The organism is Luteibacter sp. dw_328, assembly GCF_018449605.1.
Taxonomy (GTDB): domain Bacteria; phylum Pseudomonadota; class Gammaproteobacteria; order Xanthomonadales; family Rhodanobacteraceae; genus Luteibacter.
The window spans coordinates 39820-60612 of record NZ_JAAVUW010000005.1 but is presented as its reverse complement, the minus strand read 5'-3'; the positions used below and the strand labels follow the sequence as shown (position 1 = coordinate 60612).

Genomic DNA, 20793 nt, shown 5'->3' with positions numbered 1-20793 from the left:
GTGGAGCGTTCCCGCCGCTTGAGGCCCGCATCGCGTGACGGACCTGCCCGACGAATCGGGTCGGCATAGGGAAGCCGGGCATTCTCTCAGAATTCCACGTGTTCACGCAAGCCGGACTGTGCGGCGCCGGGGGTTGTGTGAAACAATCTCCGCTTTCGTGCCTCCGCACGAAGCCGCCTACAAGACGCCTTTCCGAGGAACACGCAATGGCAGACATCACCCCCAACGGCCAGGCCGGCCAGCCGCAGCTCGTCCTGCAGAAGATCTACGTGAAGGACGCTTCCTTCGAAGCGCCGAACGCGCCCCAGGTCTTCCAGGAGATGGGCGAGACCGAGGCCCAGCCGCAGGTCCAGCTCAATCTGGGCCACAAGGCCGTCGACCTCGGCAACGAGCAGTTCGAAGTGGTCCTCAGCCTCACGCTTACCTGCAACCTGGGCGAGCGCACCGCGTATCTCGCCGAAGTGCATCAGGCCGGCATCTTCGGCATCGGCGGTTTCACCAGCGAAGATCGTGACGGCATTCTGGGTTCGTACTGCCCGAACCTGCTGTTCCCGTACGCCCGCCAGATGGTCTCCGCCATGATCCAGGAAGGCGGCTTCCCGCCGTTCCTGCTCCAGCCGATCAATTTCGACGCCCTCTACGCCGAGCAGCAGCGTCAGCAGGTCGAGGGCGCCGGGGCCCATACGCTCAACAGCTGAGTGATGACCTCCGTCTCCCGACCCACCGTCGCCGTCCTCGGCGCCGGTTCCTGGGGCACCGCGCTGGCCGCGCTGCTGGCGCGCAACGACGTCCCCACGCGGTTGTGGGGGCGCGATGCCGACGCGCTCGCGGCCATGGCCGCGTCGCGCCGTAACCTGCGCTACCTGCCGGACCTCGATCTGCCGACCGAGCTCAGTTACGAAGCTGACCTGGCGACGATCCTGCGCGGCGTGGGCATCGTCCTCATCGTCGTGCCGAGTCACGCCTTCGCGTCGATGCTCGACGAAATCGTGCCGATGCTCGACCCGGGCACAAAAATCTCGTGGGCTACCAAGGGTTTCGAGACCGGTACCGGTCGGTTCCTGCATGAACTGGTGAATGAGAAGCTGCCCGGGCGACCGGCGGCCGTCATCACCGGGCCGTCGTTCGCCCGGGAAGTAGCCGCCGGCCTGCCCAGTGCTGTCACGGTACACGCGACGGACGACGCCTTTGGCAAAGAACTGGCCGTGCTGTTGCACGCCCCGGATTTCCGCGCCTACACGGGCAACGACATCCTGGGAGCCGAGCTGGGCGGTGCGATGAAGAATGTGCTGGCCGTGGCCACCGGCGTGGCCGATGGCATGGAGCTCGGACTCAATGCACGCGCCGGCCTGATCACCCGCGGCATGAACGAGATGCTTCGTCTGGGCGTGGCGCTCGGTGCCCGTGCCGAGACCCTGATGGGTCTGGCCGGCCTGGGTGACCTGGTGCTCACCTGCACCGGCGACCTCTCGCGCAATCGTCGCCTGGGCCTTGCGCTCGGTCGTGGCATATCGCTCGAGGACGCGGTACGTGAGATCGGCCAGGTCGTCGAAAGCGTGGTCACGGCGGACGAAGTAGCCCGCCTGGCTGGGTTCCATGGGCTGGATCTGCCCATTGCGGCGGCCGTCCGCTCCGTCCTGCACGGCGAAGTGACTCCCGTCCAGGGCCTGCGCACCCTGATGGGGCGCGAGCAAAAGCCCGAGTATCCCGTCGACTTGTTCGCCAACCGTCGCGGCTAAGGCCGCGGCGCTTCTCCCGCTTCGCTGAACCGGGGCGATCCTCAGGAAAAAAGTCTTACGGGCACGTTCTGCTGCCTTTGCTAAGCTTCCTGTTTTGATCGTGCGGGCGGGATCGATACGGATGCATCAACCGGACGACAAGCGCAAACGAAATGAAGTGGCGCCGCCGCCGCTGCCGCTGGCGTGGCAGCGCGTGCTCGGCCAGGCCGAGCCGGCCGTGGCGGGCGAGCGCAGCGTGCTCGGCTTCTTCCTCGAGGCCATCAACGATGACCACGAGCCGGCGGCGCGACTGGACGTGGCGCCCGTGCTGCTCACGCTCGGCGCCGATGGCCGCTACTCGCGGCCGATTCCACTCGATAGCCGCCATCTTCCCGATGCCCCGCTGACGGACACCGAGCGTCGCCTTGCGGCGACCCTGCTTGGCCTGCCGCAGACGCTACGCAAGAGCCGAAGCTACGCTCGCTTTGCCGGCTCGCTGGGCGACCATCTTCTTGCCGACATCCTCGACGCCGCGCCCTGCTTCTTCGGTGGCGTGGCGGGCCTGCATCTCTCCCGCGGGAAGCCGCACCCGTTGAAGTGGCGCTGGAACCTGGAGAAGGACGGCGGCCAGAAGCTGGTGCCGGCCGTACCCGCGAGCCAGCGACTGTTCCGCATCGGTTCGCTCTGGTTCCTCGACGCCGAGCACGCGGAAGTCGGTCCGCTCGAAGCCGATGTCGGCGAGAGTGCCTGGCTCGACCTGCCACCGCTGGCGCCCGAGAACACGGCCGTGTTTCGCGCCGAGCTGGCATCGACGCCGATGGGTCCGCGCGTGCCTGCGCCGCAGGTGTTCGGTGAGATGCGTCGTGCCGAGGTGTCGCCGAGGCCTGTCCTCGTCCTGCATGCGCTCACACGCCACGCGCGCCTGGCCGCTGGCACCCCTCCGCTGGCGTACGGCCGCCTCGCGTTCGACTACGCGGGAGAGCGCTTGCCCGGCCGCGGGGGCGAGCCGCTGGTGCGTCGTGTGCGTAACGGCGTGCTGCTCGAGATTTGTCGTCGCCGTGCGGAAGAACTCTCGACGATGGAAACCCTCGAGACGGCGGGCCTCAATCCCGCCGTGGACACTGAGGGCCTCCCGTGGGACATGGCCGACACGTTGCCCGATGACGCGTGGCTGTTTCCCGGCAAGGGCTACGCTGGCGCCCTCGAAGTCAATACACCTGCACGCTGGCTGGCGCTGCGACCGAAGCTCGAGGCCGATGGCTTCCTGCTCGAGTACGCGCCCAGCTTCCCTTTCGAGGTGCTCGAAGGACCGGTGCGCTGGTATGGCAAGGCCAACGAAGACGATGCCGATCAAGCGTTCGATCTGGAAATCGGCATCGATGTCGAAGGCAAGCGGGTCAACCTCCTGCCCGCCGTTGCGCAGGCGCTGGCCGAACATCAGCTCAGCCTCAGCCCCGCTCCGGGTGAGGCAGAAGATTCCGTCTGGTATGCGCCTGTCGATGAGCGGCGCCGGGTGCCTGTAAGGCTGAAGGAGTTGCGTGGTCTGCTCGCGCCTCTGGCCGAGTACCTCGAAAAGCCGCGTCAACAGCTGCATCTGCCGCGCGTGCAGGCGGGCCGTCTCGAAGAACTCGTGCAGGCGTTGCCCAGTGGCGGCTCATTCGAAGCGCCTGAGCGACTACGTGGGTTTACCAAGCGCCTGCGCGAAGCCGCCGAACGCGCAAGCGACGCCGTGCCCGCCGGCCTCAACGCCGAACTGCGCGGCTACCAGCGCGACGGCCTGCGCTGGATGAATGCGCTGGCAGAAGCCGGCACCGGTGGCGTGCTCGCGGACGACATGGGCCTGGGCAAGACCTTGCAGCTCATCACGCATCTGCTTGCTCTCAAGGAGGCAGGCTCCCTGATGGCGCCCGCGCTCGTCGTCGTGCCGACCAGCCTCGTTCCCAACTGGGTTTCCGAAGTTGCGAAGTTCGCGCCGAGCCTGCGCCTGCTGGCGCTGCACGGTCCGCAGCGTGCGGAAACGTTCGCACACATGGGTGAGTACGACGTCGTCCTGACGACGTACGCCTTGTTGCCGCGCGACGTGGAGACGCTGAAGAAACAGCCGTTCTCGCTGGTCGTACTCGATGAAGCCCAGCAGGTTAAGAATCCTCGTACGCAGGCACGTCGTGCGCTGCTCACGCTGAAGGTGCCGCGCTGCCTGTGCCTCACAGGCACACCGCTTGAGAATCATCTGGGCGAACTCTGGTCGCAGGTGGATCTCGCCGTACCGGGTTTGCTGGGCGACGAGGGTGCGTTCCGTCGTCACTACCGCGGCCCGATCGAAAAGCACCAGGACGTCGAATGCCAGGAGCGGCTGAATCGCCGCATCGCACCCTTCATCCTGCGTCGCACGAAAGCCCAGGTCGCGTCCGAATTGCCGGCAAAGACGGAGATCACCCGTCGCGTCGTCATGGAGCCGAAGCAGCGCGACCTCTATGAAAGCCTGCGCCTGTCGCTCGCCGAAGAGTTGCGCGAGGTCATTGCACAGCGTGGCATTGCGCACAGCGGCATCATCGTTCTCGATGCGTTGCTCAAGTTACGTCAGGTCTGTTGCGATCCACGGCTGGTGAAGCTCGAAGCGGCACGCGGTGTGCGTGAGTCGGCCAAGTTCGAACTCTTGATGGACATGCTCCCGGCGCTGCTCGCCGAAGGCCGCCGTGTCCTGCTGTTCAGTCAGTTCACCGAGATGCTCAAGCTGATCGCCGTCGAGCTCGACCGTCGTCGCCTCAGCTACGTCACGCTCACCGGTGAGACGCGCGACCGCGCCGAACCCGTGCAGCGTTTCCAGGATGGCGAAGTGCCGCTGTTTTTGCTTTCGTTGAAGGCCGGCGGCGTCGGCCTCAACCTGACCAGCGCCGATACGGTCATCCACTACGACCCGTGGTGGAACCCCGCCGCCGAAGCACAGGCAAGCGACCGCGCGCATCGCATCGGCCAGGACAAGCCTGTCTTCGTCTATCGCCTGATCACCGCCGGCACCGTCGAAGAACGCATCGAGGAGTTGAAGGCTCGCAAGGCCGAGCTTGCCGATGCCGTGCTCGAGGGTGGTGGGAGTCGAGAGCGCCTCAGCTTCGACGAGAGTGATCTGGACGCGTTGCTCGCGCCTTCGGCGTGACGAAACATTCTCGACCATAAGGGTGCCATGCGCCCTTCATTCGCGTCGGTGTCACACGCGCAACTTGTAATCCATGGGTAACATAACGTAACTTATGGGTTACGTTCGCTCCATGTACGAGATTATCCATAACGAGACATTTCGCCGCTGGCTTTGCAGCCTTCGCGACCGCGAGGTGCGGGGGCGAGTAAATATTCGACTTCGTCGCATGTCGCTCGGTCACTTGGGCGACGTAAAGCATGTAGGCGAAGGTGTTCGCGAAATGCGCATCGACTACGGGCCTGGCTACCGCGTGTACTTCATTCGCCGGGCGACGGAACTTATCGTCCTTCTTTGCGGTGGCGATAAGCGTACGCAGCAGGACGACATACTGCGGGCAGCGAAGCTCGCAAAAGCATGGGACAAGCAAGCATGCAAGAGAAGTTCACTCGCTGGGATCCCGTCGATCATCTCGTCAGCGAGGCCGATCAAATGGTCTATCTCAACGCGAGCCTCGAGGAGGATCCGGGCGACGGCAGCCTCATTCGTGCTGCTCTGGGCGACATCGCGCGTGCACGCGGCATGAGCCGCGTTTCGCGCGCAGCGGGCATTTCCAGGGAAGGTCTCTACCGCGCACTTTCCGTGGACGGCAATCCGGAGTTCGCAACCGTGATGCGCGTCATGCGCGCGCTAGGTCTGCACCTGCGCGCGACATGATGTTTTCACTCAACGACGAAGCGGCGTACCACCAGCTTCCACGATCGCCAGCGCGGCACCACCGATCAGGCCCGGCTCCGGGTTCATGATCGCCTGCGTGGGCACCTGTTCCATCGTGTCGCGGAAGCGGCCCTTGGCTTCGAAGCGCTCGCGGAAATTGCCCTTCTGGATCCACGGCAGGAGGATCGGGGTCATGCCACCGGTGAGGTAGACACCGTCCCACGCGCCGAGCGTCAGCACGAGGTCGCCTGCGACGCTGCCGAAGATACCGGCGAAGGTTTCGACCGCGCGCTCGCACATGGGGCAGGTGGGATCGGCGGCGCGCTTGGTGATTTCTTCGGGCGTGATGCCTTCCTGCGGCTTCTGTCCGGAGATCTCGCAGATGGCTTCGTAAAGGTTCACGAGGCCCTGGCCGCAGATCAGGCGCTCATTGGAGACGCGGCCGTAGCGCAGGTTGAGCACCTTGAGGATCTCGATGTCTTCGGCGCTGTGCGCAGCGAAGCCGGCGTGACCGCCTTCGGTCTGCAGCACGCTGACCTTGTCACCGCGGATGAGCAGGCCACCCACGCCCAGGCCCGTGCCCGGGCCGACGACGACGAAGGTCTGCTCGTCCTTGGCACCGATCTTCGGCACAGCCAGCTTGCCGACCGGCACCAGGTCCTGGTGGCCATCGGCGGTCTTCTCGTCGGTCATCAGCATCACCGCCATGGACTGGGCGGCGAAATCGTTCACGAGGTGGACCCACTCGAGGTCCAGTTCCTTGGCGAGGCTCTTGGCCGAGATGGCCCAGGGATTGTTGGTGACCTTGACGGTCTCGCCGTTATCGATGCGGCCAGCGGCGGCGATGATGGCGCGCTGCGCCTCATGCCCGGCATCCTTGAAGTACTGCTTGGCGGCGTCACCGAGGGAGGCGTAGTCCTTGACGTGGTACTTGCGCACGCTCTCCTGGATAAGCGGTTGATCTTCATCCGGATGCGCGATGCCGAAGCGCACGTTGGTGCCGCCGAGATCGGCGAGCAGGGTAGGCGCCTTGGCGCTTACGTTGGCCATGTTTGGGAAACCTGTCATGTCACGGAAGCTCGCAAGGGTGCCTCGCGAGGGGGCTGGCGTCTAGTGACGGTTTGCTCTGCATTGCGTTGACGCGCGCAGGGCTTCCAGGGTGTGAGAGGCTAACCGACACTTTGACGTAAACGATTACGTCGGCAGAATACCGCATTGCCCGGGTCAATGGCAGGCAGTTGCCTGACAGACCGGGACCCAACGGGAGAGTTAGTGATGGCAGCGGTCCGCCTGGACAAGGTGCGCAAGGTTTATCCGAACGGCCACGTGGCACTGAAGGAGGCAAGCTTCGAGATCGCCGACGGTGAACTCCTGGTGCTGGTCGGTCCGTCAGGCTGCGGCAAGACGACGCTGCTGCGCATGATCGCCGGCCTCGAGTCGATCTCCGGGGGCACCATGATGATTGGTGACCGCGTGATCAACGATGTCCCGCCGAAGGACCGAGACATCGCCATGGTCTTCCAGAACTATGCGTTGTACCCGCACATGACAGTGCGCGAGAACCTTGGCTTCGGCCTGCGCCTGCGCGGCACCGCCAAGGAAGAGATCGATCGACGCGTGGCAACAGCGTCCGGGATGCTCGGTCTCGATGAGCGCCTCGATCATCGGCCCGCAGCGCTTTCGGGTGGACAGCGACAGCGCGTCGCCCTTGGCCGCGCCATGGTGCGCGATCCGTCGGTCTTTCTGCTCGATGAGCCGCTATCCAACCTCGACGCGAAGCTGCGCCTGTCGACCCGTGTGGAAATCGCGCGCATCCATCGCCGCGTCGGCGCCACCATGGTCTACGTCACGCACGACCAGATCGAGGCCATGACCCTGGGCCAGCGCATCGTCGTGCTCAACGGCGGCGTCATCCAGCAACTCGACACGCCGATGAATCTCTACAACAAGCCGGCCAATCTGTTCGTGGCCGGTTTCCTGGGTAGTCCGGCGATGAACCTGTTCCACGGTACGTTGCGCCGCGCCGATGGGCTTCGCCTGGAGATGAAGGAGGGCACGGTATTGCTCGGCACCGACGCGTCCGCGCTTGCGGCGTATGTCGACAAACCGCTGGTGGTTGGCATTCGTCCGGAAGATCTGCTTACCGTGGCGGATCATCCCGCGGTGGAAGAGCGCTTCAAAGCGCATGTCGACGTCGTCGAACCCGTGGGTAATGAGGTTTTCCTCAACATGCGTCACGCAGGCGATGAGCTTGTGTCGCGGGTTCCGCCGTACTCCACGGTGCAGCCGGGAAGCGACATCGCGTTGGGCTTCCACGCCGAGCGTCTGCATTTCTTCGACCCCGAATCGACGGCGCGCATCGACATCGCATGATCTTGTTGTGAATAAGAACCATTCTTATTAAGATGCTCTCACGTCGCCCCTGAGGCGGCGCGAACTCTCCCCGAACCGGCCGCCAGCCGGAGGCACGATGCCTCCTTCGCAAGCTCCCGAACCGTGTCTTCACGGCCACGACCTTGCGAAGGAAGCACCACGTGTTGCCAAAGAATGTCCTCGCTGCGCTCATCGGCGCGGCTATCGCCTGCCCGCTCGCCGCCCTTTCCGCCGATGCAGTCGTTCCCACGACGAACACCGACGACCTGCCGCGGATCACCGTCACGGCCATCGGATCGGCCTTCAAGTTCGACGTGCCGGCCACGGTGTCGGTCATCGACCGGCAGAAGATGGATCGGCACCTCGTCGCCGACATCCGTGACCTCGTGAAATACGAGCCGGGCGTTTCCGCCGTCGGCACGGCCGGCCGCTGGGGCCTGGACAGCTTCAACATCCGGGGCCTCGACGGCAACCGCGTCGCCATCCTTACCGACGGTGTGTCGGCGTCGAGCTCGTTCGGCTTCTCGACCACCGGTATGCGTGCGGGCCGCAGCTTCGTCGATCCCGACACGCTGAAAAGCGTGGAAATCATTCGGGGGCCGGCTTCGGCACTGGACCCCTCCGACGCGTTGGGCGGCACAGTTCGCTACGTGACGAAGGATCCGTCGGACTACCTTCGCGACGGCAAGGACGTCTATGTCTCAGTGAAGGAACGCTATAGCAGCGCGGATCGCTCCCTTGGTACCTCACTGACGCTCGCCGGGGGTACGCCGACCAACGGCATCGTGTTCGTTGCCGATCACCGTGAAGCCAGCGGCCTGAACAACAAGGGCGATGTCGACACGTCGAACTACCTGCGCACGCGGCCGGACCCCCTTTCGCAGAACACCACCAGTGTGCTCGGCAAGTACGTGCATGTGGCGCCATCCGGTCGGGAAGACCGGGTCACCGCCGACCTGTATCGCAATAACGTCAACACCGATGTACTCAGCGCGCTGGGCCAGGCCGGAACGACGCGCCTGCTCAGCGACCAGGCGAATGATCGCGCAACGCGTGCACGCATCTCCGTGGGTCAGCGGTACGCGAACATCGATCTGGGCGTCGCCGACCGCCTCGAATGGGACGTCTACTGGCAGAAATCCGAGACCGAATCGACCACGCGTACGCTTGCCTACGTGCCGTCTCGCAACGCTACTTACGACCGTCTCTATCTCAGCAATCTCGACGAACGTCTCTTCGGCGGCAAGCTGACCCTGTTCAAATCGATCACTGGTGGCAGTGTCGAGCAGCGGATCGCCTATGGCATGGAAGTGTCGCGCACCACGCCCACGGGCGACCTCGGTGGTGAAGGTCGCGACGTTCGCACGGGCATCGTCTCCAGCAATACGCCTTACATGCCGGAGAACTACCCGCTGCGCTTCTTCCCGAAGAACGACACCGACCGTTACGCGTTGTTCGCGCAGGACGAGATCGCCCTGCTGGATGGCAAGCTGCGGATCACTCCGGGTGTGCGATGGGATCACTATGCATTCAAGCCGGACATGTCCGACCCCTACTACAACAGCTCGTTCGTACAGGGTGGGCTGGGCGATGTGAAAGCGAGCCGGTTCTCGCCGAAGCTTGGCGTGTCCTATGCGGTCACCGACGCGATCGAGATCTACGGCCAGTATGCGCAAGGCTTCCGCCCGCCGCTCTATAACGAGCTCGCCGTCGCATGGGGTACTCCGCGTCTTTACGGCATCGTGCCCAATCCGTCGCTGAAGCCCGAAACGAGCAAAGGTCTGGAATTCGGCATTCGCGGCAATGGCGAGCTGGGTTATTTCTCAGCGAGCGCGTACTACAACCGTTACCGCAACTTCATCTATGGCGGTTACACGCTGGACCGCAGCCAATGGCCGCAATGGGCACTCAATCAGAACCTTCTGATCGTGATGCAGGCGGTGAACTTCCCCAAGGCAACCATCAAGGGCGTGGAAGCGTCCGGCGGCCTGCGCCTCGGTGCACTCAGCGATGCGCTGCAGGGCTGGCGCATCGAAGGCAACCTCGCCGCCTCAAAGGGCGACAAGCAGGTGATCGGCCAGTCAGGCTGGTCGCCACTGAATAGCGTCGATCCCCTCAGTGCCGTGCTGGGTCTCTCGTACGACGCGAAGAACTGGGGGCTCGAGTTGCTTGGCAAGGGGGTGCGTCGCAAGTCGCGTCTGGATACCACGACGACCTTCCGTGCGCCGGGCTACGCGACACTCGACCTCTACGCGCATTGGAAGCCGGTCGAGTCGCTGGAACTGATGGCCGGTTTCACCAACCTCGCCGATCGTAAGTACTGGGACTGGGGGTCCCTGCATGGTGGCGTACTCGCCAACGTCGCCACGGGTGGCGGCGTCGACGATGCCCAGGTACGCAACGCCCAGATCGAACGCCTGACGATGCCGGGTCGCGCCGTCACCGTCTCGGCCCGCTACACCTTCTGAGGAGTCGACAGCCATGCAAGACATGCCCACCCCATCCGCTCCCCGTATCGATATTCCCGCACTGATCAGCGACTGGCGTCGGCTACGGGAAACCGAACCCGGGCTTCGTGCACGGGACGCCGCAGAACGCCTCGGTGTGAGCGAAGGCGCACTCGTGGCGAGCCGCGTCGGCGACGGTGTCACCCGGCTCGAAGGCGAGCTCCCCGAGCTCATTCGCGAACTGCCTGGCCTGGGCCGCGTGATGGCCCTGACGCGGAATGCTTACTGCGTTCACGAGAAGAAGGGTGCTTACGACAACATCGACATCGGTGGTGTCATGGGCATCGTGCTGGCCGAGGAAATCGACCTGCGCCTGTTCCTGCGGCACTGGCGTTACGGTTTTGCGGTGCGCGAGGCCTCGCGGGGGCGCGAACTGGAAAGCCTCCAGTTCTTCGACGGTGATGGCCGAGCCGTGCACAAGGTGTACGTCACCGACGCCACGAATCGTCCGGCCTGGCGCGCGCTCGTCCACCGCTACACGGCGGCCGTGCAGTCGCCACTGATCGACTGCGTTGTCGTGGAGGATCCGCTGCCCGCGCGTCTGGACGATGACGCGGTCGATGTCGACGCATTGCGCGATCACTGGCGCGCGCTGCGCGACCCGCACGATTTTTTCGCCTTGCTCAAGAAGCACAAGGTGACGCGCACGCAGGCGCTACGTCTGGTGGGTGGTGAGTTCGCCACGCGTGTCGACGACGGGGCCATACGCCAGGTGCTCGAGACGGCGGCGCTGGGGGGCGAGCCCCTGATGATCTTCGTCGGATCGCCCGGTGTGGTGCAGATCCACACCGGTCCCGTGCACACGGTGAAGATGGCGGGGCCCTGGCTTAACGTGCTCGACGACGGCTTCAACCTTCATCTGCGTAGCGACGCCATCGCAAGCAGCTGGATCGTACGCAAGCCGGTGCCCGAGGGCGTGGTGACCTCGCTCGAGCTTTATGCGGAAGACGGCACGCAGATCGTGCAGGTGTTCGGTAAGCGCAAGCCGGGTGTGCCGGAGCGCGAGGACTGGCGCGCACTGCTGGCGAAGCTGGAGGAATGGTCGTGAAGATAGTCACCTTCGTGCGACGCAGCTCTGTAGGAGCTGCTTCAGCGGCGATCCGCCCGCGTAGCGGGCGGCCAGCGCACCGTGCACACCCATCGCCGCTGAAGCGGCTCCTACAAAAAGCAGGCTGGCTGGGATTGGTTGCCTCCTTCGCGTCGCCGGCCGCGTCGCGCATCGTTTCGCTCGGCGGCGATGTCACGGAGACGATCTACGCCATCCATGCCCAGGGTGAACTCGCCGCTGTCGACAGCACGAGCACGTGGCCTCAGGCGGCAAAAAAGTTACCGGACGTCGGCTACGTGCGCCAGCTCAGTGCCGAGGGAGTTCTCGCGCTGCGCCCCGACCTGATTCTCGCCACCCACGATGCCGGTCCTGCCTCGGTCATGGCGCAGTTGCACGATGCAGGCGTTCGTATCGAGACCTTGCCGCCATCGCGAAGCGCGGCCGATATCGAAAGCAAGATCCGCACGATCGGCCGGTTGACGGGGCATGAGAAGGAGGCCGATACGCTTGCGTCCGAGGTCGCGCGCCAGTTCGCGTCGCTGGCCACCGCGGTGGCGGCGATGCCGTCGCATCCCCGAACGGTGTTCCTGATGTCGACGGGGCAGGGCAGCCCGATGGCGGCTGGCCGTGAAACGGCGGCGGACCGTGCGATCGCGTTGGCAGGAGGGCTCAATGTCGCCACCGGCATGGAGGGCTATAAGGCGGTGTCTCCTGAAGCGCTGGTGGCAATGAAGCCTGACGTCATCCTGTTGATGAGCGAGCGCGAGGAGGGCGTTGGTGGCGTCGACGGCGTACTGCATTTGCCCGGCGTAGCCGATACACCCGCAGGCAAGGCGAAGCGCATCTATTTCGTCGAGGGCCAGGCCCTGCTCGGCTTCGGACCCCGGACGCCCGCTGCGGCGAGTGAGTTGCAGCGCCGCTGGGCCAGCGTGGCGCCATGAATGCCGTGACCGCCGCGCTGCCAAGGCCCCACTCGCGTCGTCGCGCCGCGCTGGTCGCGCTGGCGGCATCGCTCGTCGCCTCGGCACTGTGGAGCCTGTCGCACGGGGCGATCGACATTCCCGCGGCCCAGGTCGTCGGCGCGATCGCCCGATGGTTCGAGGGCACGGCGGCGCACGGCGACGACAACGTCGTGCTGATGCTGCGTGCGCCCCGCCTGTTGCTGGCGATGCTGGTCGGTTCGACGCTGGCGTGCGGTGGCGCGACGATGCAGGGGCTGTTCCGCAATCCGCTGGCCGATCCCGGTCTGATCGGCGTCTCGGCGGGTGCGGCGCTGGGTGCCGTTGCCGCCATCGTGCTTGGCGGCTCATCCGGATCGTGGCTGGTCGCCGCGCTGGCCTTCGCTGGTGGCCTGACCGCGACCTCGCTGGTCTTCGTACTTGGTCGTCGACGTCCTGGCGTCGCCAACCTTTTGCTTGCCGGGGTGGCGATCAACGCGATCGCCATGGCCGGTGTGGGTCTGTTGACCTTCATGGCCAGTGAGAACCAATTGCGCGACCTGACGTTCTGGTCGCTGGGTAGTCTCGGAGGCGCCAGTTGGGCCCGCGTAGCGACGGTGGCGCCGTGGGTTCTGCTGCCCCTGCTGTGCCTGCCCAGAGCGGCCCGCGCGTTGAATGCCTTGTTGCTGGGGGAAGGCGAGGCGACGCTGCTGGGCTTTCGGCCGGAGCGCCTGCAGCCGCTTCTGGTCGGGATGGTCGCCCTCGCCGTGGGCGCATCGGTGGCGTTCACCGGTGTGATCGGTTTCGTCGGGCTGGTCGTGCCGCACCTCCTGCGCATGGTGTTCGGTCCGGACCACCGCTTCCTCCTGCCGGCGTCGGCTCTGGGCGGCGCGATCCTGTTGGTGGCTGCCGACGCGTTGGCGCGTACGGTCGTGGCCCCCGGTGAATTGCCGCTTGGCGTGCTCACGGCGCTGGTCGGCGGCCCGTTCTTCCTGTGGCTGCTGTTACGGCGTCGTATCGGGGAGGGCGTGCGATGAGCACGACCGGTGTGCTTCGCGCCCAGAGATTACGCGTGCGGCGCGGTGACAGACTGATCCTGCGCGATATCTCGCTCACGGCGACGCCGGGCCGGCTGCTTGTCCTCGTAGGCCCGAACGGCGCAGGCAAGAGCACGCTGCTTTCGACGATGGCGGGGTTGCTCAAGGCGGATGAAGGACAGGTCGTGCTTCACGGCAAGCCTTTGGGAGAGTGGGCGCCGCGCGACCTTGCCAGGCGTCGCGCGATGCTCTCCCAGCGGGTCGACCTGGAGTTCGGCTTCCGTGTCGAGGAGGTCGTTGGCCTCGGTCGTAGTCCGCATGTGCCGGACCTCGTGCGGGACGACCGCATCGTCGATGCGGCCCTCCGCGCCGCGCATGCATGGGGCCTGCGTGGAAGGCGCTATACGGCTTTGTCCGGTGGCGAAAAGCAGCGCGTGCAACTTGCGCGCGTGCTCGCCCAGATATGGGAAGGCGGCGCCGCGGGCGCATGGCTGTTGCTGGATGAGCCCGAGGCAGGACTCGATATCGCCCATCAGCACTTCATCCTGCGTCGGGCCCGCGCCTGCGCCGCGGCCGGCTTCGGCGTCATCGCCGTGCTCCATGACCTCAACCTGGCGGCCCGCTATGCCGATGAGATTGCCGTCCTTGCCGATGGGGCGCTTCTGCGGCATGGGGAGCCTGACGAGGCGCTGGACCCGGCGCTCCTGTCGGCCATCTACGGCATCCCGTTGAAGCGTCATGCCGGAGGCGTCATCGACGCCCTCTAGGGCCATTCGGCGGCGCGACGACGGGCTGCGACGCTTTGGCTCCCCGGCAGGGATGCGCCGGGGAGTAAAATGGAGCGATCGCCACCGAGCAGGCAACCGTCCCATGACCTTCCCCGCCGTCCGTATGCGCCGCATGCGCCGCGACGCCTTTTCCCGTGCGCTGATGCGCGAGAACGTGCTTACCGTATCCGACCTGATCATGGTCGCCTTCATTGTCGAGGGCGAGGGCGTACGCCAGCCGGTGCCCTCGATGCCGGGCGTGGAGCGCCTGTCCATCGACGAACTGGTGAAGCTCGGCGCCGAATGCGTCGCCCTGGGCATTCCCGCGCTGGCCCTGTTTCCTTCGGTCGATGCTTCGGCCAAGACCGAAGATGCGCGTGAGGCGTGGAACCCGGATGCGCTGTTCCAGCGCGCCACGCGCGAACTCAAGCGCCGCTTCCCCGATCTCGGCCTGATCGGTGACGTGGCCCTCGATCCCTACACGACGCACGGGCAGGACGGCCTGATCGACGACGATGGCTACGTGATGAACGAGCCCACCGTCGAGGCCTTGATCAAGATGTCGCTGGCCCAGGCGGAAGCGGGCATGGACTTCGTGGCGCCGTCGGACATGATGGACGGCCGCATCGGCGCCATTCGCGAAGCGCTCGAAGACGCCGGCTACATCCATACGCGCATCCTGGCCTACTCGGCGAAGTACGCATCGAGCTTCTACGGTCCCTTCCGCGACGCGGTGGGCTCGTCGGCCAATCTCGGCAAGGGCAACAAGCACACCTACCAGATGGACGTCGGTAACAGCGACGAGGCCATCCGCGAGGTGGAGCTCGATCTGGCTGAAGGCGCCGACGCGGTGATGGTCAAGCCGGGCCTTCCCTACCTCGACATCGTGCGCCGGGTGAAAGACACCTTCGGCGCGCCGACCTTCGTCTACCAGGTCAGTGGCGAGTACGCGATGATCAAGGCCGCCGCGCAGAACGGCTGGCTCGATGAGAAGGCCGTGGTGATGGAGTCACTGCTGGCGATGAAACGCGCCGGCGCGGACGCGATCCTTACCTACTTCGCTGTCGATGTAGCTCGGTGGTTGAAGGGATAGACAATGTGGGAGCCGCTTCAGCGGCGAAAAGCCAACAAAGCGGTGAAGCGGTAACCAAGGTCCCGCGATAGCTGTTTCGTCCAAATGACGGACACGCACCCGTGACATAATCGAAGGCGGTCTTTCGGGAGTCACGGGATGGATGGACATCATTTTCTCGAGACGGCAGTCGTCTTTCTGCTGGCGACGGTGGTCGCCGTGCCACTTACGAAGCGATTCCGTCTCGGCGCCGTCCTCGGCTACCTGCTGGCCGGCGTGGTCATCGGTCCGTCTGTCCTTGGCCTGGTAAGCGATACCGCAGGCGTCGCCACGATCTCCGACTTCGGCGTGGTGCTGATGCTCTTCGTTATCGGTCTGGAACTCTCGCCATCACGGCTTTGGGTGATGCGTCGCGCCGTCTTCGGCAGCGGCAGCCTGCAGGTACTCACCTGCGGCCTGGCGCTCGGTGCGATGGGTTATTTCCTGTTCGGCCTGACCTGGAAGGCCGCCGTGATCATCGGCGGCAGTCTTGCCCTGTCATCGACCGCCTTTGGGCTGCAGATCCTGGCGGAGCGCAAGGAGGCCGGCACCGTCTACGGTCGGCAGGCCTTCGCCATCCTGCTTTTCCAGGATCTGGCCGCGATTCCGTTGATCGCCGCCGTCCCCCTGCTGGGCGGCGCGCTGGCGCGCGATGCGCATGCGCCCGACCTCATGAGCGTGGTTCGCGTGGTGGGGACGATCCTCGCCGTCATTATTGGCGGCCGGTTGTTGTTGCGTCACGTTTTCCGATTTGTTGCGCGCGCGAAGAGCACCGAAGTCTTCACCGCCACCGCCTTGCTCGTGGTGATGGGTACGGCGTGGCTGATGGAGCTCGCCGGCATCTCGACGACGCTCGGTGCCTTCCTCGCGGGCCTGCTTCTGGCCGATTCCGAATATCGCCACGAGCTGGAATCGAACATCGAGCCGTTCAAGGGGCTGCTTCTGGGCCTGTTCTTCGTCAGCGTCGGCATGTCGGTGGATCTTGCACTGCTGGTCGCACAGCCTCTGCTGGTGCTCGGCATGGTCGCCCTGCTGCTGACGGTGAAAGCCTTGCTGATCGTGCCTCTCGGCAAGCTGGTCGGCGGGCTCACTACGGCGGACTCGGTCCGTCTTGCCGCCGTACTCGCCAGCGGTGGCGAATTCGCCTTCGTCATTCTCAACCTTGCCCAGCAGAAGAGCCTGATCGACGACAGCCAGCGCAACCTGATGGTGATGGCCATTTCGCTGTCGATGGCGCTGACCCCGCTGCTCGTGCTGGCGGCATCGCGACTCGTGCATGAACGTGTGCGCAAGCCAGACCGCGCTTTCGACACGATCGAGGCCGATACACCGCGCGTGATCATCGCGGGCTTTGGCCGCATGGGTCAGATCGTCGCCCGTGTGCTCCGTGCGCAAGGCATCCAGTTCGTGGCCTTGGAAAGCTCGGTGGAGCAGGTCGAAACCTCGCGTCGCTTTGGCGGCACGTCGCTGTTCTTTGGCGATCCGGGGCGTCCCGAGATGCTCCGTGCGGCTCAGGCCGACAAGGCAGAAGTGTTCGTCATCGCTACTGACGACCCGGAGGCGAACATACGTACGGCACGTCTGGTGCGCAGGCAATACCCGAACCTGAAGATCGTCGCCCGCGCGCGTAACCGCCAGCACGTATTCCGACTCATGGATATCGGTGTGGAAGATCCCGTACGCGAGACCTTCTACTCGAGTCTCGAGATGACCCGGCACGTGCTCGACTCACTCGGCCTGCCGCCGGAGGTCGTCGAGGCGCGCATCGCTCGTTTCCGCAAGCACGACAGTCAGGTATTGCGCTCGCAGTACCTCGTGTATGACGACGATGCTGCGCTGGTGCAGAGCACGAAGGATGCGCTCCACGACCTGCAGCAGCTGTTCGAAGCCGATGCGGTCGAGGAGCGGGTTCGCGAGGAAGACCACTGAGCACGCGCGTAGAGCCGGCCGGCTCCGCGATGTTTCAGTCGGGCTGAGCCGGCTGGCGAAGGGTCTGCCTCACGCTCGGAATCGCGCCGACGCGCGTGCCCAGTTCGTGTGCGATATCCACGAAGCCCAGGTGACGTGCGACATCGCCCGCCGTGCGGCCGAAGGCATCGGCTGCATTGCGGTTGGCACCACGGTGCAGCAGCACACGCGCCGGCGGAAGCAGGGCGTGCATGGCACTCGCATGCAGAGGACTTACCCCGCGATGATCGGCGTGCTCGAGCTTCGCACCGGCGTCGAGCAGTACAGGGACGAGCGCCCCGAGGTGGGTCGCATCGGCCGCGCTCCCCGGACGCATATGTGCGCCAAGCAGGAGCAGCAACGGCGTGGCGCCATCCTTGTCAGCCTTGTTCACGTCCGCGCCCTTGCCGATGACGATGTCGAGTAGACGGCGTGCACGAAGGCTGTCGCTTCCGCCGAAGCAATACTGGGCTGCCGCATGCAGGGCCGTATGGCCGTGAGCGTCTTCGGCGTTCGCATCGGCGCCATGCGCCAGCAACATGTCAGCGATCTCGGGATACCCCAGCGTCGCGGCGATCATGAGCGCCGTGGCATCCCCCGGCAGGCGCTGGTCGGCGTCGACACCGCGTGCGAGCAGGAGCTCGACGACGCTTTCGCGGCGTGCGTTGACGGCGGCGGCAAGCGGTGTGATGCCTGATGCCGCCGTGACGGCTGAATCGGCGCCGGCCGATAAAAGCTGCTCTGCGACATCGCGCTGGCCAGCGCCGGCGGCGCGCAACAGGGCAGTTGCTCCCTGCGCGTCGCGCGTGTCGACGGCGAAGCCTAGTTCGAGCAGGCGATCCACGGCGTGCGTGTCGCCGGCGGCAGCGGCAGCGGGGAGGTCGTCGGCGCGCAAGGCACGGCGCGGCAGTGGCCACGCGGCCCAGCTGAGCCAACGTTCCACATCGCCATGGCCAATGCCCAGTCCATACGGCGTCTCGCCGTTGACATCGGCGGCCTCGGGGTCGGCGCCGTTCGCGACGAGCAGGCGCACCAGGGGCAGGCTCTCCCCACCCTGTTCAAGGGCAGCGTGCAGCGGCGTACGACCGCCAGCGTCACGCACGTTCGGATCCATGCCGCGGGCAAGGAGTGCACCGAGTAACGCGACACGACCTGTTGCGGCCGCCATGTGTACGGGCGTGCGGCCTCGGCCGTCCGCACCGAACGGGTCGGCGCCGGCGTCGAGCATGGCCAGCGTCAGGCGCTCGTCCGCGCCATCCAGTCGGCAGATGGCCTGGCCGAGCAGGCCGGCGCCCGCCGGGGTGGCCCCTGTCCGCATCAGTTGCAGGAGGGCATCGGCGGCCTGGGGCAATTGCGGTAGCAGGGCATCGAAGAGACGGCGGCCTAGCGCGTTCGGTTCGTCGGCCGGTGCCGCGAGGCGTGCTTCAGCGCTCAGGCCGTGGTCGAGCAGCCACGCGCGTGCGGACTCGAAGCCGGCGCCTGCGAGGTCGACATACAGCGCGGCGAGTTCTTCCGCGGGCCATTCGCGCACCTTGGCGGCAAACGTGGAGGCGACGGCCCAGTGACCGAAGCGAAGCGCGTCGTAGAGATGCATCGGCGAGTCGGCGCCGGCTTCCGGAACGACCGACTCGCTCAGCGATGTCGGCAGCGGCGTGTCCGGATCGAGCAGGGCGACAAAATCCCAACGGCCGGCGGAGGCCGCGTGATCCAGTGGGCTGCGGCCATCGGCGCCGGGCTCCTTCGGTTGTGCGCCCAGGGCGAGAAGGGCACGCACCGTAGCTGCCTGAGCGCGGGGCGACTGGGTGGCGAGCGTGAGGGCGTCACGCCCGTGGCCATCGCGTGGCGACGCATCGGCGTTGGCTTCGGCCAGCAGCTGCACGATGCCGTGGGCGCCTGCGCGTGCGGCCTCCATCAGCGCCGTGGTGCCGTGGCGGTCGGCGAGATTGGGATTGGCGTTGGCTTGCAGCAGAGCGCGCGCGATCTGTTCGTGCCCTTCGGCGGCGGCGGCAATCAAAGCTGTACGGCCCTGTGCATTGACGGCGTTGACCGGACCCTTGTGCCGCAGCAGTACCTTCACGCCTTCGGCATCGTCGTCCGCGATCCCGGCGGCCGCCACGAGGGCCGGTTCGCCGCCCACCGGCGCAGGTTTTGCGCCGTGCTCCAGAAGGAAGCGGGCAAGTGCCCAGTTGGCTGCGCGGCAGGCGATCGCGAGCGGCGTATCGCCAGCGGCGTTCGCGGCATCGACGGCTGCGCCTGCATCGAGCAGCATGGCGGCGACGGTCGGTTCGGCACCGAGTACGGCGCCGTGCAGTGGCGTATTGCCCTCCGTGTCGGTCCCGGATGCATCCGCGCCGTTGGTCAGCAACGTGAGGACGGCCTCCGGCCGGCCATGCCAGCTGTCACGCGTGGCGGCAAGCAGCGCGGTCACGCCGTTCTGTGCGCGGTTGACCTGCGCACCGCGTGCAATGAGCGAGCGGAGCAAGCGCATGTCGGGCGACAGCGCGGCGAGAGTGAGTACCGGGCGCTGATCCCGTTCGCCCGGCTCCGCCCCTGTATTGGGATCGGCACCGGCTTCCACGAGCGCTACCGCGCGGGCGATATCGCCGTCGCGCGCGGCAGCAAGCAGGGCGCGTTCACGCACACCGGGCTGACTCTCTTCGCTGGAAAGGACGGGAATCGGCGCAGGTGCGACCGGTGTTTCGAAGGCGGGCTCGCGACGCGGTTCCGTACGTGCCGTGCGGATGTGCCCGCGGCGATCGCAGAGAAGGGCGCGCAGCGTGCGGTTGGCGATCACCATGCCGCAGACTGGCAGCAGCACTACGCCATAGATGGCCAGCGCGGCAATGCGCATCTCCGATGGGAAAACACCATAAAGGCCGGACAACGCCACGGCGCAGAAGGCCAGCACCAGCAGGCCCAGGGCCGCCGGAACGAAATGTGAAAAAAAGCGATCTTCGGCCGAAAGGTGGCGGCCGAACGAGACCGATCGCGCCACGGCGGTGAAGATCCACGAGCCGGTGTTGCTGTCTTCCGGGTACGCGTCATCCCAGAGGAAAAGCAGGCCGAAGGCCGGCCACACGCGCCACAGGACGGCGAGAGCGGCAACGAGGGCCGCGGCGAGTAGCAGGGCCGAACTGAGGGTGGGCGCCTGGGTCAGCTTGAGGACCGGGAAAGCGACCAGCACGAAGACGACGAAGGTGTAGACGGTAAACATCACTACGTGGGCCGAGCCGCGGCGTAGCGTCGTGCGCAGGTAACTCTGCTCCGGGTCGAAGCCGATCGCATGGCACACAGCGCCCATGGCCAGGGCGTTGGCGAGCAGGAGCGGTATCAGCGCGAGCGGCGAAGCGGTCAACCCGGCGCACGCGACAGCGGCGAGGGCGGGGAGGAACCAGGGCAGTGCCTTGATCAGCGGTGGTCGTCGACGTTTGGGATTGGCCATGCGCGGGAGTATACGGACGCCACAGGGGTGGCGCGGTAACGCGGCGTTAACCCGC

At 65.8% G+C, this 20793-nt stretch carries 14 protein-coding genes and 1 pseudogene; 13 read left to right on the top strand and 2 right to left on the bottom strand.

The features are described 5' to 3' along the window. Positions 1 to 206: 206 nt before the first annotated feature. The 5 genes and pseudogenes from secB to HB634_RS12975 all read left to right on the top strand — a co-directional run bounded on the left by secB (position 207) and on the right by HB634_RS12975 (position 5568). Entirely contained in the window at positions 207 to 698 is a 492-nt protein-coding gene (secB, locus tag HB634_RS12995) for a protein-export chaperone SecB (RefSeq protein WP_046966536.1), read from the top strand. A gap of 3 nt (positions 699 to 701) precedes the next feature. Beyond that, entirely contained in the window at positions 702 to 1739 is a 1038-nt protein-coding gene (locus HB634_RS12990; protein WP_063572504.1) for an NAD(P)H-dependent glycerol-3-phosphate dehydrogenase, read from the top strand. 121 nt (positions 1740 to 1860) lie between these two features. After that, on the top strand, positions 1861 to 4872 hold the full coding sequence (locus HB634_RS12985) for a DEAD/DEAH box helicase (protein WP_213948868.1): 3012 nt from the start codon (positions 1861 to 1863) through the stop codon (positions 4870 to 4872). A 94-nt stretch (positions 4873 to 4966) separates the two neighbouring features. Continuing rightward, a pseudogene (locus tag HB634_RS12980) lies at positions 4967 to 5260 on the top strand (type II toxin-antitoxin system RelE/ParE family toxin); the annotation flags it as partial. A 23-nt stretch (positions 5261 to 5283) separates the two neighbouring features. Beyond that, the gene (locus HB634_RS12975) at positions 5284 to 5568 is read left to right on the top strand and encodes an addiction module antidote protein (RefSeq protein WP_213948867.1); all 285 of its coding nucleotides are present in this window, start codon (positions 5284 to 5286) and stop codon (positions 5566 to 5568) included. A 9-nt stretch (positions 5569 to 5577) separates the two neighbouring features. On the opposite strand, the gene glk is transcribed toward HB634_RS12975, so the two are convergent. Continuing rightward, a complete protein-coding gene (gene glk, locus HB634_RS12970) occupies positions 5578 to 6618 on the bottom strand; it encodes a glucokinase (RefSeq protein ID WP_213948866.1) in 1041 nt (346 codons plus the stop codon). A gap of 225 nt (positions 6619 to 6843) precedes the next feature. Here glk and ugpC point away from each other — a divergent pair, with 225 nt between their 5' ends. From ugpC to HB634_RS12930, 8 genes are all read left to right on the top strand, one after another. Continuing rightward, the gene (ugpC, locus tag HB634_RS12965; protein ID WP_213948865.1) at positions 6844 to 7941 is read left to right on the top strand and encodes a sn-glycerol-3-phosphate ABC transporter ATP-binding protein UgpC; all 1098 of its coding nucleotides are present in this window, start codon (positions 6844 to 6846) and stop codon (positions 7939 to 7941) included. Positions 7942 to 8102: 161 nt separating this feature from the next. Continuing rightward, positions 8103 to 10409: a TonB-dependent hemoglobin/transferrin/lactoferrin family receptor gene (locus tag HB634_RS12960; RefSeq protein WP_213948864.1), complete on the top strand. Its 2307-nt coding sequence runs from the start codon at positions 8103 to 8105 to the stop codon at positions 10407 to 10409. Positions 10410 to 10422: 13 nt separating this feature from the next. Then, positions 10423 to 11496 (top strand): ChuX/HutX family heme-like substrate-binding protein, encoded by a 1074-nt coding sequence (locus HB634_RS12955; RefSeq protein ID WP_213948863.1) that lies wholly within the window; start codon positions 10423 to 10425, stop codon positions 11494 to 11496. Positions 11497 to 11630: 134 nt separating this feature from the next. Next, on the top strand, positions 11631 to 12437 hold the full coding sequence (locus tag HB634_RS12950; RefSeq protein WP_213948862.1) for an ABC transporter substrate-binding protein: 807 nt from the start codon (positions 11631 to 11633) through the stop codon (positions 12435 to 12437). Further along, positions 12434 to 13471 (top strand): iron ABC transporter permease, encoded by a 1038-nt coding sequence (locus HB634_RS12945; RefSeq protein WP_213948861.1) that lies wholly within the window; start codon positions 12434 to 12436, stop codon positions 13469 to 13471. The genes HB634_RS12950 and HB634_RS12945 overlap by 4 nt, the downstream gene beginning before the upstream one ends. Further along, positions 13468 to 14238: a heme ABC transporter ATP-binding protein gene (locus HB634_RS12940; RefSeq protein WP_213948860.1), complete on the top strand. Its 771-nt coding sequence runs from the start codon at positions 13468 to 13470 to the stop codon at positions 14236 to 14238. Before HB634_RS12945 ends, HB634_RS12940 begins: the two co-directional genes overlap by 4 nt. A 103-nt stretch (positions 14239 to 14341) precedes the next feature. Next, positions 14342 to 15331 carry a porphobilinogen synthase gene (gene hemB, locus HB634_RS12935; protein ID WP_063572911.1) on the top strand — a complete coding sequence of 330 codons (990 nt, stop codon included), beginning with the start codon at positions 14342 to 14344 and terminating at the stop codon, positions 15329 to 15331. Between the two features lie 138 nt (positions 15332 to 15469). Further along, on the top strand, positions 15470 to 17278 hold the full coding sequence (locus tag HB634_RS12930; RefSeq protein WP_063572912.1) for a monovalent cation:proton antiporter-2 (CPA2) family protein: 1809 nt from the start codon (positions 15470 to 15472) through the stop codon (positions 17276 to 17278). 34 nt (positions 17279 to 17312) lie between these two features. Here HB634_RS12930 and HB634_RS12925 read toward each other — a convergent pair whose 3' ends face one another. Beyond that, positions 17313 to 20738: an ankyrin repeat domain-containing protein gene (locus tag HB634_RS12925; protein WP_213948859.1), complete on the bottom strand. Its 3426-nt coding sequence runs from the start codon at positions 20736 to 20738 to the stop codon at positions 17313 to 17315. Positions 20739 to 20793: the final 55 nt, after the last annotated feature.

Bases quoted from the DNA above. Each gene is read 5' to 3' on its own strand.
- secB (WP_046966536.1), top strand. From the start codon at position 207: ATGGCAGACATCACCCCCAACGGCCAGGCCGGCCAGCCGCAGCTCGTC.
- HB634_RS12990 (WP_063572504.1), top strand. From the start codon at position 702: ATGACCTCCGTCTCCCGACCCACCGTCGCCGTCCTCGGCGCCGGTTCC.
- HB634_RS12985 (WP_213948868.1), top strand. From the start codon at position 1,861: ATGCATCAACCGGACGACAAGCGCAAACGAAATGAAGTGGCGCCGCCG.
- HB634_RS12975 (WP_213948867.1), top strand. From the start codon at position 5,284: ATGCAAGAGAAGTTCACTCGCTGGGATCCCGTCGATCATCTCGTCAGC.
- glk (WP_213948866.1), bottom strand. From the start codon at position 6,618: ATGGCCAACGTAAGCGCCAAGGCGCCTACCCTGCTCGCCGATCTCGGC.
- ugpC (WP_213948865.1), top strand. From the start codon at position 6,844: ATGGCAGCGGTCCGCCTGGACAAGGTGCGCAAGGTTTATCCGAACGGC.
- HB634_RS12955 (WP_213948863.1), top strand. From the start codon at position 10,423: ATGCAAGACATGCCCACCCCATCCGCTCCCCGTATCGATATTCCCGCA.
- HB634_RS12945 (WP_213948861.1), top strand. From the start codon at position 12,434: ATGAATGCCGTGACCGCCGCGCTGCCAAGGCCCCACTCGCGTCGTCGC.
- HB634_RS12940 (WP_213948860.1), top strand. From the start codon at position 13,468: ATGAGCACGACCGGTGTGCTTCGCGCCCAGAGATTACGCGTGCGGCGC.
- hemB (WP_063572911.1), top strand. From the start codon at position 14,342: ATGACCTTCCCCGCCGTCCGTATGCGCCGCATGCGCCGCGACGCCTTT.
- HB634_RS12930 (WP_063572912.1), top strand. From the start codon at position 15,470: ATGGATGGACATCATTTTCTCGAGACGGCAGTCGTCTTTCTGCTGGCG.
- HB634_RS12925 (WP_213948859.1), bottom strand. From the start codon at position 20,738: ATGGCCAATCCCAAACGTCGACGACCACCGCTGATCAAGGCACTGCCC.